This is a genomic window from Streptomyces sp. NPDC091287, from assembly GCF_044768525.1.
Taxonomy (GTDB): Bacteria; Actinomycetota; Actinomycetes; order Streptomycetales; family Streptomycetaceae; genus Streptomyces.
Genome location: NZ_JBIVUV010000011.1, coordinates 1 through 13,569, shown reverse-complemented (window position 1 = coordinate 13,569; position 13,569 = coordinate 1). Strand labels below are relative to the sequence as shown.

Below are 13,569 nucleotides of genomic sequence, written 5' to 3'. Positions count from 1 at the left end.
CAGCTCGCGCGCGCCCGCCCCGGAGCCCACCAGTCTCCTGGAGACCCCCATGGCCCAGAGCCTGTCCGCCACCCTGCTGAACGACCTGTGCGCTCTCATCGGCAAGCCCCTCCCCGAACGTACCGAGATTCGCGTCTGGGGCATGTCCGGCGTCGAACGCGTCACCTTCCCTGACAGCACCACGGCCGTCTTCAAATACGCCAAGGAACCCTTCGACCGCGAGGCCCAGGCCCTGCGGGTGGCATACCAGCGCGGGCTTCCGGTCCCCGCCCTCCACGCCACCGCGATGCAGGACAAGTGGCTCGGGATGCTCATGGACGACCTCGGCACTCCCGTACGGGACGCCGACGACCTCGACGGTGTCGCCGCCGCCGTCATGCTCCATGCCGCCCGCCCGGCGGGCGGTCTACCCCTCCTCGACGGGGCGGGCCTCGCGGCCCTGCCCGGCCGGGCCCTCGATCACCTCCAGCGGCTCCGGAGAGCCGACCGATGGACGGACTGCGACGACATCGAGACCGCGCTGGGGAAGATCTCCGCCGCGGCCGAGACTCGCGTCGAAGGTGCGACGCTCGATCCGTTCGGCTGGGTCCATTCCGAGTTCCACCCCACGAGCGTCCACATCGGGGAGAACGGCTGGCACCTCCTCGACTTCGCACGCGCCTTCACCGGCCCCGGCCTGATCGACCTCGCCTCGTACCACGGCACCACCGACGTACCGAGCCCCTTCCGAATGCGCGTGCTCCTGGAGCAATACGTCACCGCAGGCGGTCATGAAGACTCCCTCGCCTCCCGGGGCGGCCTCGCCGCCGAGGCATGGGCCCTGGGCTGGCACCGCATGTGGGCCGTGGAGTGGTTCATGGAGCAGGCCATCCGCTGGATCGACGACCCGGCCAAGGACCCCGCGTACATCCCCGTCGTCCGCCGCCACCTGAACGACGTGGTCCAACTCCTGGAGGTCTAGGTGCTCGCCCAGGTCTCCCCTTGGTACGCCCACGCAGCCCAGCGCACAGCCGCTGCTCCCGCGCACGCCCTCAGCGCACCGGCCCGGATGGAATGGAGCACCCACGCGGGCATCGGTCCCGGCGCCGAGATCCTGGGCCAGGGCCTGTGCGGCAAACGCGTCCTGGAGCTGGGCTGCGGCCCCGGCCACAACGTGGCCCACCTCGCGAAGCACCACCAGGCCCGCGTCACCGGCGTGGACCTGGTCGGCCTCCAGGTACGCCGCGCCCGCTCCCACTATGGCCACATCGACGGCGCCACGTTTGCTGCCGGTCACGCACTGCACTACTTGCAGGCCACCGGCCGGACCTTCGACGCGATCTTCTCCGTCTTCGGTGCCGTCGGCCTCGTCGCCCCCGAGCTCCTCCTCACCGCCGTTTCCCGACGCCTGAAGCCTGGCGGTGTCCTGGCCTTCTCCGTCCCTCACCCGGCACGGGCCGGAAGACATCCATCCACGGACGACCGTCCGCGCGAGGACTACGTCACCATGCCCGACCACACTCGATTGCCCCTCACTCGATGGGAGTTCGACGCCCGCCGCTGGGGAGCCCACCTCTCCAGGGCGGGCCTGGGCGTCACCTCGACGGTGGAGCTGCGGCACCCGCGCCGTGACCCGTGGCCCACCACCCTCCTGATCACCGCCCGCAAACGCTGACCGACGGAGGCACCGATGACCCTGCCCTACCTGCTTCTCGACATCGACGGCGTCCTCATACCGTTCCCGGCCGCCGACGGGAGCACCCCGCCCACCCACGTCCGCCACACCGTCCTGCCCACCGGCCGGCACCCCGACGACCCTGTCGCCATCTGGCTCGACCCTCGACAGAGCAGCATTCTCACCGACCTCCTGACCAGCGGACTCGTCACCCCGGTGTGGTGCACGAGCTGGCGCAAGGACGCCAATACGATCATCGGCCCTCTCCTGGGACTGCCCGACTTCCCTTACCTCGACCTGCCTCGTCCCCAGATCACCACCAGTCACCCCGACGGCTACCTCTGGAAACGAGACCACGTCGACGTCTGGCTGGCAGACACCCCCGCTGTCTGGATCGACGACGACTTCACCAGCCTCGACCATGAATGGGCAGCAGAGCGCACCGGCAAGGGGACGCCGACCCTCCTCGTTCAGCCAGACCCACACCTCGGGCTACAGCCCGAACACCTGACCGAGCTCACGACATGGATCTCGTAGTTACCCACAGCCCGCGCCGTCTGACGACTGATCCCCTCGCTGCCACGAGCAGCGAGGGCACCAGCGTGTTGCTCGAGCGTCTACCGTCTGCGGTCAGTGGCGGGGATCGGCACCGCTGATGTCGGAGTCGGCTGGAACACTGCGGCCGTGATCAACGAAACAACCCCGGACCTTCCTGATACTCCCGCCGGTTCCCTGCCACGCACAGCACAGGCTGAACTCGCCGACATCGCCTGAGAGGAGCTGTCGCACGTCTGTACGGGCCAGCACAGTGTGCGTGACACACCGGACATCCTCGGCGCTGTGCTCGCCACCGACCCGGCCCGCCGTGTGCGGGCTGTGGAGGACCTGTATCGGCTGCTCCTCAATCGGGAGCAGGTTTTTCCGGCGACCGCTCCGGCGGCCTTGGTCCTCGCTCGTCTTCTTGACGATCCGCGCACCCTCGCCGAAGACCGGTGGGAGCGCAGGGCCGGCCGGCGGTCGCTTCGCGCCGAACTGCTGAACTGGCTTGCTTCGTTCGCCGACATCGCCCGCCTGGACGGCGAAGACGGCGTCGGCACGGCGCAAGATCTGGCTGCCGCCCGTGCGGCAAGGCCAATACTCCACGACCGCATCGCGGATTTCTGCGACGACGACGATCCACTGGTGAGGGAGGCCGCACTTGCGGCTACAGCCCTGCTCCTGGCCGACCCCGCCCTCACCTCGTCCGTACCCCGATACACCCCCGCCGTCCGCGAGGTCCTTGCCGTGAGCGCGGACTCGTACTACCGGCGGATCGCCCGGGAACGGCTGGCCGCCTGGGGGGAGGATGTCACCGGTCTCGTCACTGCGGAGGAGGAGCGCCGCGCAGCCCTGGACCGTGCAGGTGAGTTGGCGGAGGACCCATTCGGCCAAGACCAGGAGTCGTATCTGGCGAAGGCGGCTGATCTACTGCGGGGCAGCATCGATCAGGCGGACTTCAAGGCGTACATCTTCCCGTTGAACGAGTAGTGATCGAGTGGGGTCGAGTGGGGTCGAGTGCGGTCGTGCGGACCACAAAGGCCGCCCAACCCGCTCCGTCGCAGGTCAGACGGCCTTTGGCCGAACGTATTAGACGTTGAAGCGGAACTCCACCACGTCCCCGTCCTGCATGACGTAGTCCTTGCCCTCCATGCGGGCCTTGCCCTTGGCGCGGGCCTCGGCGACCGAGCCGGTCTCCACCAGGTCGGCGAAGGAGACGATCTCCGCCTTGATGAAGCCCTTCTGGAAGTCGGTATGGATCACACCGGCCGCCTCCGGGGCCGTGGCGCCCTTCTTGATGGTCCACGCGCGGGCTTCCTTCGGGCCTGCCGTGAGGTAGGTCTGGAGGCCCAGGGTCTCGAAGCCGACGCGGCCGAGGGTGGCGAGGCCGGGCTCCTCCTGGCCCATGGACTGGAGCAGTTCGAGGGCCTCGTCGTCGTCGAGCTCGATCAGCTCGGACTCGATCTTGGCGTTCAGGAAGATCGCCTCGGCGGGGGCGACCAGGGCGCGCTGCTCGTTCTTGAAGTCCTCGTCGACCAGCTCGTCCTCGTCGACGTTGAAGACGTACAGGAAGGGCTTGACGGTGAGCAGGTGCAGCTCGTGGAGGAGCCGGCCCTTCTCGGTGGCCGCCGTGATGCCCGCGGCGAACAGCGTCTCGCCGGACTCCAGGATCTTCTGGGCCTCCTCGACCGCGGCGAGGACCGCGACCTTCTCCTTCTGGAGGCGGGATTCCTTCGTCAGGCGCGGGACGGCCTTCTCGACGGACTGGAGGTCGGCGAGGATCAGCTCGGTGTTGATCGTCTCGATGTCGTCCTTCGGCGAGACCTTGCCGTCGACGTGGACGACGTTCTCGTCCTTGAAGGCCCGGATGACCTGGCAGATCGCGTCGGACTCGCGGATGTTCGCGAGGAACTTGTTGCCCAGGCCCTCGCCCTCCGAAGCGCCCCGGACGATGCCGGCGATGTCGACGAAGTCCACCGTCGCCGGGAGGAGCCGCTGGGAGCTGAAGATCTCCGCGAGCTTGTTCAGGCGCGGGTCCGGGACGCCGACCACGCCGACGTTCGGCTCGATCGTGGCGAACGGGTAGTTGGCCGCCAGCACGTCGTTCTTGGTCAGGGCGTTGAACAGGGTCGACTTGCCGACATTCGGCAGACCGACGATTCCGATCGTGAGCGACACTTTGGCGACTTCCTGGAGTGAGGAGGGGGTCAGGGGCGTCCGGGTCCGGCTCGGCTGTTCGGCCGGGTCCCGGAGTGGACCGATTCTCCAGTTTACGGGGCAGCCTGGTGGGTCCGGACAGTGCGGTTTCGCGGGTCCCTCCCACCCACCGGTCGGGGCCGTGCCTCCGCCCGGGTGCCTCGCCCGCCGCCATCCGAGCAGTGCGGTGCCTCCGGGCCCTCCCTCGGTTCAAACCGTGCTGTACCTCCGGCCCGTCCCCGCTTCGAACCGTGGGGTACCCCGGGTCCGCCACCGGTTCGAACCGTACGATCGGCCGGGCCACTTCCGGCCGTCCGAACAGTGCGCCTTTCGGCCGTGTGACATCGAACGCAACGCCAAGGTCGGCCAAAGCGCGTGTCCAACGCCTGATTCCCCGCCCCCCGCGACCTACGTTGTGCAGGTGGAGCAGCACAGGACACGTCCCCCGCAGCGCAGGCAGCCCTCGCAGGCCGCGCCCGCCCCGCCCGCGCCGGGTGGTTCCGCCGTGTACCGGGTACGGGTGCGCAGCGTGCCGCCCGTGGTTCTCGCGTTGCGGCGGTTCCCCAACCCCCGGCTCACCGGGATCGGGGCCGGGCTGTTCGCCGCCCTCACCATGTTCGTGCTCGCCTGCGTCGACCGGCTGCTCTTCGACAGCTCGGAGCTCGTCTACGGGCTGCTCTTCCTGCCCGTCAGCGCTCTGACCGCCCTCTGGGTCCGGCCCGCCGACCTGGTCACCGCGCCGATCAGCGTGCCCATCGCCTTCGCCGTCGGAGTGTTTCCGATTTCCGGAGGGTCCGACGGGTTCGGCGGGCAGACCATGGGCCTCGTCACCGCCCTCGCCGTGCACGCCGGCTGGCTGTACGGCGGGACGCTGGTCGCGGGGCTCATCGCCTCCGTACGCAAGGTGCGCCAGATGCGGGCCCGGCGACGGTATGTGCTGGCCCAGGGGCGTGGCGCCGCACCCGAGCGGGCGCCCCGGGCCGCCGCCGGGGCCGCGGCGGCGGACCCCGTACAGGCCGGGGCGGGCGCGGTGGCCCGTCGTCCTCAGCGGCCCTGAGCGGCTCTCGGCCCGTCTCCACTACCGGTGCCCGTGGTGCCGACCGGTCCGTTCAGCCCTTGCTGTGTGCCTGGCCCGCCGCCGCCATCGCCGCTCCCACGATGCCCGCGTTGTTCTGAAGCCGGGCCGGGACCATTTCGGCCCGGACCTTCTCGATCAGGGGCAGGAACTTCTCCGCCTTGCGGCTCACCCCGCCGCCGATGATGAACAGTTCGGGCGAGAACAGCATCTCCACGTGCAGCAGGTACTTCTGGACCCGGTGCGCCCAGTGCTGCCAGCTGAGGTCCTCGTCCTCCTTGGCCTTCGTGGAGGCGTGCTTCTCCGCGTCGTGGCCGTGCAGTTCCAGGTGGCCCAACTCGGTGTTGGGGACGAGCCGGCCGCCGGTGAAGACCGCGCTGCCGATGCCCGTGCCGAAGGTCAGCAGAATGACCGTGCCCGCCCGGCCCTGGCCCGCGCCGAAGGTCATCTCGGCGACCCCGGCCGCGTCCGCGTCGTTCAGGATGGTGACGGGCTGACCGATCCGCTCGCCCAGCAGCGTGCGGGCGTCCGTGTCGATCCAGCCCTTGTCGACATTGGCCGCGGTACGCGTGATGCCGTCCGTGACGACCCCGGGGAAGGTGATGCCGACGGGGCCCGACCAGTCGAAATGGCCGACGACCTCGGCAACGCCGTCGGCCACGCCCTGGGGCGTGGCCGGGTGCGGTGTCAGCACTTTGTGGCGCTCCTGCGCCAGGTCTCCGCGGTCCAGGTCCACGGGAGCGCCCTTGATCCCGGATCCGCCGATGTCCACGCCGAAGATCTCCATGGGACCCACGGTACGGGCAGGCCGGGCCCCTTGCCCGGCTACTCGGCGGAAAGGGCGGCGGCCTCGGCGCGCAGGTCGCGGCGCAGCTCCTTGGGGAGGGAGAACGTGATCGACTCGTCGGCCGTCTTCACCGTCTCCACGTCCGCGTAACCGCGCTCTCCGAGCCATTCCAGGACACCGTCGACGAGGACGTCGGGGACGGAGGCGCCGGACGTCAGTCCGACCGTGGTCACGCCCTCCAGCCAGGCCTCGTCGATCTCGTCGGCGAAGTCGACCAGGTGGGCGGCGGGGGCTCCGGCGTCCAGGGCGACCTCGACCATGCGAATGGAGTTCGAGGAGTTCTTGGAGCCGACCACGATGACCAGTTCGGCGTCCTCGGCGAGCTTCTTCACCGCGATCTGGCGGTTCTGCGTGGCGTAGCAGATGTCGTCGCTGGGCGGCGAGAGGAGGTTGGGGAACTTCGCCTTGATGGCGTCGACCGTCTCCATCGTCTCGTCGACGGACAGGGTGGTCTGGGAGAGCCAGACGACCTTCGACTCGTCGCGGACCTTGACGTTCGCGACGTCCTCGGGGCCGTCGACCAGCGTGATGTGGTCGGGGGCCTCGCCGGAGGTGCCGATGACCTCCTCGTGCCCCTCATGGCCGATCAGGAGGATGTCGTAGTCCTCCTTGGCGTACCGGACGGCTTCCTTGTGGACCTTGGTGACCAGCGGGCAGGTCGCGTCGATGGTGGCGAGCTTGCGCTCGGCGGCCTCCGCGTGGACGGCGGGCGCGACTCCGTGCGCGGAGAACATCACGATGGAGCCCTCGGGCACCTCCGCGGTGACGTCCACGAAGATCGCGCCCTTCTTCTCCAGGGTCTGCACGACGTACTTGTTGTGCACGATTTCGTGGCGGACGTAGATCGGGGCCCCGTACTGCTCCAGGGCCTTCTCGACGGCGATCACGGCACGGTCCACGCCCGCGCAGTAGCCACGGGGTGCGGCGAGCAGGACACGGCGGGCAGGAGTTGCAGTCATGCGTCCCATCGTAAGGCCGTGGCGAACAGGCGCGAGGACGGCCGGGTCGGGAGACTGGTCGCGGTGCGTTCGTGAGGAATGACGGCTGGTGATGGAGGGGCGATGACGTCGGTGCCGGAGAGCGGTTCGGGCAGCGCGGCGGGGAGCGGTTCGGGCAGCGGGGCGGGGAGCGGTTCGGGCGGCGGGACAGGGAGCGGTACGGGCAGCAGTACGGAACCGGGCAGGCTGCGTCGGACGCTGGGATTCCGGGATCTCGTCGTCTACGGGCTCCTCTTCATCGCTCCGATGGCCCCCGTCGGGGTGTTCGGCACCCTGGACGCCAAGTCCGACGGCGCGGTCGCGCTCGTCTATGTGGTGGCCACGGTGGTCATGGGGTTCACCGCCTTCAGTTACGCCCAGATGGTGCGGGTCGCCCCCTTCGCCGGATCGGTCTTCACGTATGCCCGCAAGGGGCTCGGGGAAGGGCCGGGGTTCATCGCCGGGTGGATGGCCATGCTCGACTACCTGCTGATCCCGGCCGTCGCCTACCTCTTCTCCGGGATCGCGATGAACGCGCTGGTCCCGGAGGTCTCGCGGTGGGTGTGGACCGCGATCGCCGTGCTCGTGACCACTCTGCTCAACCTGTGGGGCGTGCGGGCGGCCGCCCGGGTCGGCTTCGCGGTGCTGGCCATGGAGATCGTGGTGCTGCTGGTCTTCGTGGTCTCGGCCGTGGTCGTCCTCGTACGGGACGGGGCGCAGCGCGGCTGGCTGACGCCGCTGACGGGGGACGCCGGGTTCTCCATGGCGGCGGTGCTGGGGGCCGTGTCGATCGCCGTGCTCTCCTATCTGGGCTTCGACGCCATCGCCTCGTTCGCCGAGGAGGTGACGGGCGGCTCGCAGAAGGTGGCGCGGGCGGTGCTGTTCTGTCTGGTGCTGGCCGGCGTCCTGTTCGTGGCGCAGTCGTATCTGGCGGCGCTGCTGGAGCCGGTGAGCTCGGCGGAGCTGGCGGCGGACCCGGCGGCGCAGGGATCGGCGTTCTACGACGCGGTGGACGCCTCGGTGGGGACGTGGCTGCACGATCTGGTGGCGGCCAGCAAGGCGATCGGCGCCGCGTTCGCCGCGCTGGCGGGGCAGGCCGCCGCCGGGCGGCTCGTCTTCGCGATGGCCCGGGAGCGGCGCCTGCCGCACTTCCTTGCGAAGGTCGACCCGTCGTCGGGCGTGCCGCGGGTGGCGATCCTGTGCGCGGCGATCGTGACGCTGGTGGCCGCCGTGTGGGCGGCCCGGCGCGACGACGGCCTGGACCATCTGGTCTCCGTGGTGGACATCGGCGCGCTGACGGCGTTCATCCTGCTGCACGCGTCGGTGGTCGGCTGGTTCGCCGTGCGCCGGATGGAGGGCCCGCCGGTGTGGTGGCGGCACGTCCTGGTCCCGGTGGTCGGCGCGGGGGTGCTGGTCGCGGTCATCGTGGAGGCGACGACGTCCTCCCAGGTGGTGGGTCTCTGCTGGCTCGGGGTGGGGCTCGTGGTGCTGGCGGTGCAGGGGACGGGTCGCCGGGGCGGTACGGAGGGCCCGGGTGGCGCGGAGAAGGGGGCCCCGGTCCCGTAGGGCTGCTAGGACTTCGCGTTCTGTACGGCTTCGTGTCGCGTACGGCCGCGCGTTCTGTACGGCTTCGTGTCGCGTACGGCTTCGCGTTACGTACGGCCTCGCGTACCGCACCGCCTCGTGTCCCGTACCGCTTCGCGTGGCGCCCGGACGCGGGCCTCCGCGCGGAGCGGGGGGTCTGTCGGTGGCTGCCGATACGCTCGCCCGTATGGCTCTCAACACGTCCGCGGAAGCACCGCTGCCCGTCGGCGAGGTGTCCCGGCTCATCGGCGGCTGGATCGACCGGCTCGGCGCCATCTGGGTGGAGGGGCAGATCACCCAGCTGTCGCGGCGCCCGGGCGCCGGGGTCGTCTTCCTGACGCTGCGTGATCCGTCCCACGACATCTCGGTGAGCGTGACCTGTTTCCGGCAGGTCTTCGACCGGATCGCCGATGTCGTGACGGAGGGCGCGCGCGTCGTCGTGCTGGCCAAGCCCGAGTGGTACGCGCCCCGGGGGCAGCTGTCGCTGCGGGCGACGGACATACGGCCGGTCGGCATCGGTGAGCTGCTCGTGCGGCTGGAGCAGCTGAAGAAGTCGCTCGCCGCCGAGGGGCTCTTCGCCCTGGACCGCAAGAAGCCGCTGCCGTTCCTGCCGCAGCTCGTCGGGCTGGTCTGCGGGCGTGCTTCCGCCGCCGAGCGCGACGTCCTGGAGAACGCCCGCCGCCGCTGGCCCGCCGTGCGCTTCGAGGTCCGCAACACCGCCGTGCAGGGGGTGAACGCGGTCGCCCAGGTGGTGCAGGCGGTCGAGGAGCTGGACGCGCTGGAGGAGGTCGACGTGATCGTGGTGGCGCGGGGCGGCGGCAGCGTCGAGGATCTGCTGCCGTTCTCCGACGAGCAGCTGATCCGGACCGTGGCCGCCTGTCGTACGCCGGTGGTCTCCGCGATCGGCCACGAGCCCGACTCGCCGCTGCTGGACCTGGTCGCCGATCTGCGTGCCTCCACGCCCACGGACGCGGCCAAGAAGGTCGTCCCCGACGTCGGCGAGGAGCTGGAGCGGGTGCAGCAGTTGCGGGACCGGGCGCTGCGGACCGTACGGGGGCTGCTGGACCGTGAGGAGCGGGGGCTCGCGCACGCGCTGGGCCGCCCCGCGATGGAGCGGCCCCACCGCCTGGTGGACGAGCGCGCGGCCGAGGTGGACGCGCTCCTGGGGCGCGGTCGCCGGGTGCTGGGCCATCTGCTGGACCGGGCCGATTCGGAGCTGTCGCACACGCTCGCCCGGGTCGTCTCGCTGTCGCCGGCCGCGACCCTGGAGCGGGGCTACGCGGTGCTCCAGCGGACCGACGGGCACGTGGTCCGCTCCCCCGAGGAGGCCGGGGCGCCCGGCGAGCCGCTGCGGGCGCGGGTGTCGGAGGGCGAGTTCACGGTGCGGGTGGACGGATGAGGCCGGGGGATCGGGAAGGCCGGACGGCCGCACCCGCGAGGGAACGGGGGGTGGGTCGGCCCGGGAGCCGCGCCCGCCGGGACCGGGAGACAGGACGGCCGGGCGGCCGTATCGCAGGGGCCGCAGCGCCCACATGGTCGTAACAGCTCACGCTTAGGGTGGATCACATGACGGACGACGACGGGACCATGGGGGCTGCCGCCACGGGCACGCTCGGGTACGAGCAGGCGCGGGACGAGCTGATCGAGGTCGTACGCCGGCTGGAGGCGGGCGGCACGACGCTGGAGGAGTCGCTGGCCCTGTGGGAGCGGGGCGAGGAGCTGGCGAAGGTCTGCCGGCACTGGCTGGAAGGCGCCCGCGCCCGGCTGGACGCGGCCCTGGCCCGCCCGCAGGAGGACGACGACCAGGACTGAGCGAACGACCGTGCCCGGTGGTGGCGCGGTGATGGTCTGCGGTGGCGCAGTGGTGGCGGCCCGGGCGGCGTCGCTCAGTGGTGGCCCGGCAGCGGTGCGGGGCGCGCCTAGGGACGGCCGTCGCCGCCCGGCAGCGGTGCGGGGGCGCCTCGGGGCGGCCGTCGGCGTTCCGGCCGGGGGCCGTCGCGCAAGACAGATGTACTGTGCAATGGATCACTCCCGGCCGGTTTTAGTTGAAAGTTAACCTATCTCTGGCGTACGTTCGGGCCATCTCCCCACCGCGTACGTTCGGAAGGTTTGCACCAGATGTCCCTCGTTCTCGACCCCGCCGCCCAGGACCTCCTCTTCCGTGAGGCCCGTACCGCCAACACCTTCACCGACGAGCCGGTGACCGACGAGCAGGTCCAGGCGATCTACGACCTGGTCAAGTTCGGGCCGACCGCCTTCAACCAGTCGCCGCTGCGCGTCGTCCTGGTCCGCTCCGCCGAGGGTCGCGAGCGCCTGGTGCAGCACATGGCCGAGGGCAACCGGCCGAAGACCGCCACCGCCCCGCTGGTCGCGATCCTGGCCGCCGACAACGAGTTCCACGAGGAGCTCCCGGCGCTGCTCCCGCACTTCCCGCAGGCCAAGGACATGTTCTTCGCGGAGCGCCCGGTCCGCGAGTCGGCCGCCGGCCTCAACGCCGCGCTCCAGGCCGCCTACTTCATCATCGGCGTCCGCGCCGCCGGCCTGGCCGCCGGCCCGATGACCGGCTACGACGCCGCGGGCATCCAGAAGGAGTTCCTGGACGACGACCACACCCCGCTGATGGTCGTCAACATCGGCAAGCCGGGCGAGGACGCCTGGTTCCCGCGCAGCCCGCGCCTCTCCTTCGACGAGGTCATCACGACCGTCTGAGGCCCGTCACACGCGAAGGGGCCCCGGAACACCTGGTGTTCCGGGGCCCCTTCGCGTACGCGGTTCGGCGCGGGCCGCGCGTCAGGAAGCCGGCGCGGCGGGCGGCGTCGTCTTCAGCGCGGCGGCCATCTCGACCAGGCTCTCCTTCGGAGCCGAGCCGGTCACCACCGTGGTGTGCCCCTTGCCGGGCAGGACGAGGGCGTTGTACTTCGCACCCTCCCAGTACTGCCACTCCCGGCCGGCCACCGTCTCGGTGCGCCCGGTGTCCTTGGCCTTCCTGCTGACCTCGGGGACGTACGTACCCGCGGCAACGGTGGACTGCTCGACCGCGACGTACCTGCGGTCCGCGTCGAGGAAGCCCAGGTGCCAGGCGTCGCCCGCGACGTCGTCGTACCGGACGGAGGTCGCCTTCCACTCCTTCGGCAGCCCCTCGGGCGCGGCCACCGGGTAAGGGGCGGCGGTCCGCACGGTCGCCAGTTCCACGGTGAAGTCGACGGCCTTGATCGGATCGGCGTGCTCGTCCTTCGGGATGAACAGGTAGATGACGCCCGCGCAGGCGGCGATCACCAAGGTCGACAGGAGCATGTCCCGGACTGTCTGCTTGCCTCGCTTGCTTGCCACGGGATCCATGGTGGCACGCGGCCTGACACGCCCGGCCGCAGGGTGCCGCTCACAGGCGCGACGCCGGGGGGCGCTCATGCGTGACCCGGCCTGCTCATTTTATCGACCTACCGATAGAGTCACAGCACCCTCATATCCGGTCGTCGCCGTACAGAAAGGTGCGCTCCGATGTCCGAGCATCATCTGCCGTCCCAATTGGAGGTCTCCCCGGAGGCCCCCGACCGCAACCTGGCCCTGGAGTTGGTCCGGGTCACCGAGGCCGCCGCCATGGCTGCCGGGCGCTGGGTGGGCCGCGGCGACAAGATCGGCGCCGACGGCGCCGCCGTGAAGGCCATGCGGACCCTCGTCTCGACCGTCTCGATGAACGGCGTCGTCGTCATCGGCGAGGGCGAGAAGGACGAAGCCCCCATGCTGTTCAACGGCGAACGGGTCGGCGACGGCACCGGCGCCGAGGTCGACATCGCGGTCGACCCGATCGACGGCACCACGCTGAACGCCAAGGGCATGCCGAACGCCATCGCCGTGCTGGCGGCGGCCGACCGCGGCGCGATGTTCGACCCGTCCGCGGTCTTCTACATGGACAAGTTGGTGACGGGGCCCGAGGCGGCGGACTTCGTCGACATCAACGCGCCCGTGTCGGTCAACATCCGGCGTGTGGCACGGGCGAAGAACTCCATGCCCGAGGACGTCACCGTCGTCATCCTCGACCGACCCCGGCACGAGGGCATCGTCAAGGAGATCCGGGAGACGGGCGCGCGGATCAAGTTCATCTCCGACGGCGACGTCGCGGGCTCGATCATGGCGGCCCGCGAGGGCACCGGCGTCGACCTGCTGATGGGCATCGGCGGAACGCCCGAGGGCATCATCTCGGCGTGCGCCATAAAGTGCCTCGGCGGCGTCATCCAGGGCAAGCTCTGGCCCAAGGACGAGGCGGAGCGGCAGCGGGCCCTGGACGCGGGCCACGATCTGGACCGGGTGCTGTCGACCGACGACCTGGTCAGCGGCGACAACGTGTTCTTCGTGGCGACGGGGATCACCGACGGTGAGCTGATGCGCGGTGTGCGGTACCGCGCGGAGGAGGCGACCACCGAGTCGATCGTGATGCGCTCCAAGTCCGGCACGATCCGGACGATCTCCTCGACCCACCGGCTGTCGAAGCTACGTGCCTACAGCGCCATCGACTTCGACCGCGCGAAGTAGTCGGCAGCCAGAACGGCTGCCGGAACGGGGAGGGGTGGGGGGGGGGGGGGGGGGGGGGGGCCCCCCCCCCCCCCCCCCCCCCCCCCGGCGGGGGCGCCGGGGGTGGTGTGGGGGGGGGGGGGGGGGGGGGGGGGGGGGGGGGGGGGGGGGGGGGGGGGGGGTTGGGGTG

Annotated in this window: 14 protein-coding genes; 10 read left to right on the top strand and 4 right to left on the bottom strand. The window is 70.8% G+C overall.

Annotation, left to right across the window (positions count from 1 at the left end):
- Window positions 1-49: 49 nt before the first annotated feature.
- From ACIQRW_RS19635 to ACIQRW_RS19620, 4 genes are all read left to right on the top strand, one after another.
- Window positions 50-961, top strand: a complete 912-nt coding sequence (locus ACIQRW_RS19635; protein WP_403761747.1) for an aminoglycoside phosphotransferase family protein — start codon at window positions 50-52, stop codon at window positions 959-961.
- Complete coding sequence (locus ACIQRW_RS19630; RefSeq protein WP_403761744.1) at window positions 962-1,654, top strand: SAM-dependent methyltransferase; 693 nt, start codon at window positions 962-964, stop codon at window positions 1,652-1,654. It begins immediately after the preceding gene.
- 15 nt (window positions 1,655-1,669) lie between these two features.
- Entirely contained in the window at window positions 1,670-2,191 is a 522-nt protein-coding gene (locus ACIQRW_RS19625; protein ID WP_403761742.1) for an HAD domain-containing protein, read from the top strand.
- 303 nt (window positions 2,192-2,494) lie between these two features.
- Entirely contained in the window at window positions 2,495-3,181 is a 687-nt protein-coding gene (locus tag ACIQRW_RS19620; protein WP_403761739.1) for a hypothetical protein, read from the top strand.
- Window positions 3,182-3,280: 99 nt separating this feature from the next.
- On the opposite strand, the gene ychF is transcribed toward ACIQRW_RS19620, so the two are convergent.
- Window positions 3,281-4,369 carry a redox-regulated ATPase YchF gene (gene ychF, locus ACIQRW_RS19615; RefSeq protein WP_403761736.1) on the bottom strand — a complete coding sequence of 363 codons (1,089 nt, stop codon included), beginning with the start codon at window positions 4,367-4,369 and terminating at the stop codon, window positions 3,281-3,283.
- 523 nt (window positions 4,370-4,892) lie between these two features.
- Between ychF and ACIQRW_RS19610 the strand changes: the two genes are divergently transcribed.
- A complete protein-coding gene (locus ACIQRW_RS19610; RefSeq protein ID WP_403762306.1) occupies window positions 4,893-5,444 on the top strand; it encodes a DUF6542 domain-containing protein in 552 nt (183 codons plus the stop codon).
- A 52-nt stretch (window positions 5,445-5,496) separates the two neighbouring features.
- On the opposite strand, the gene ppgK is transcribed toward ACIQRW_RS19610, so the two are convergent.
- Window positions 5,497-6,249 carry a polyphosphate--glucose phosphotransferase gene (gene ppgK, locus ACIQRW_RS19605; protein WP_403761733.1) on the bottom strand — a complete coding sequence of 251 codons (753 nt, stop codon included), beginning with the start codon at window positions 6,247-6,249 and terminating at the stop codon, window positions 5,497-5,499.
- A 38-nt stretch (window positions 6,250-6,287) separates the two neighbouring features.
- Entirely contained in the window at window positions 6,288-7,277 is a 990-nt protein-coding gene (locus ACIQRW_RS19600) for a 4-hydroxy-3-methylbut-2-enyl diphosphate reductase (protein WP_403761730.1), read from the bottom strand.
- Between the two features lie 93 nt (window positions 7,278-7,370).
- Between ACIQRW_RS19600 and ACIQRW_RS19595 the strand changes: the two genes are divergently transcribed.
- The 4 genes from ACIQRW_RS19595 to ACIQRW_RS19580 all read left to right on the top strand — a co-directional run bounded on the left by ACIQRW_RS19595 (window position 7,371) and on the right by ACIQRW_RS19580 (window position 11,579).
- Window positions 7,371-8,852 carry an APC family permease gene (locus tag ACIQRW_RS19595; RefSeq protein WP_403761727.1) on the top strand — a complete coding sequence of 494 codons (1,482 nt, stop codon included), beginning with the start codon at window positions 7,371-7,373 and terminating at the stop codon, window positions 8,850-8,852.
- Window positions 8,853-9,057: 205 nt separating this feature from the next.
- Window positions 9,058-10,269 carry an exodeoxyribonuclease VII large subunit gene (gene xseA / locus ACIQRW_RS19590; protein ID WP_403761724.1) on the top strand — a complete coding sequence of 404 codons (1,212 nt, stop codon included), beginning with the start codon at window positions 9,058-9,060 and terminating at the stop codon, window positions 10,267-10,269.
- Between the two features lie 167 nt (window positions 10,270-10,436).
- Window positions 10,437-10,682, top strand: a complete 246-nt coding sequence (locus ACIQRW_RS19585; protein WP_403761721.1) for an exodeoxyribonuclease VII small subunit — start codon at window positions 10,437-10,439, stop codon at window positions 10,680-10,682.
- Window positions 10,683-10,988: 306 nt separating this feature from the next.
- On the top strand, window positions 10,989-11,579 hold the full coding sequence (locus ACIQRW_RS19580; protein ID WP_403761718.1) for a malonic semialdehyde reductase: 591 nt from the start codon (window positions 10,989-10,991) through the stop codon (window positions 11,577-11,579).
- Window positions 11,580-11,660: 81 nt separating this feature from the next.
- Here ACIQRW_RS19580 and ACIQRW_RS19575 read toward each other — a convergent pair whose 3' ends face one another.
- On the bottom strand, window positions 11,661-12,209 hold the full coding sequence (locus ACIQRW_RS19575; protein WP_403761716.1) for a DUF4245 domain-containing protein: 549 nt from the start codon (window positions 12,207-12,209) through the stop codon (window positions 11,661-11,663).
- Between the two features lie 159 nt (window positions 12,210-12,368).
- On the opposite strand from ACIQRW_RS19575, the gene glpX reads away from it, so the two are divergent.
- The gene (glpX, locus tag ACIQRW_RS19570; protein ID WP_097870696.1) at window positions 12,369-13,400 is read left to right on the top strand and encodes a class II fructose-bisphosphatase; all 1,032 of its coding nucleotides are present in this window, start codon (window positions 12,369-12,371) and stop codon (window positions 13,398-13,400) included.
- Window positions 13,401-13,569: the final 169 nt, after the last annotated feature.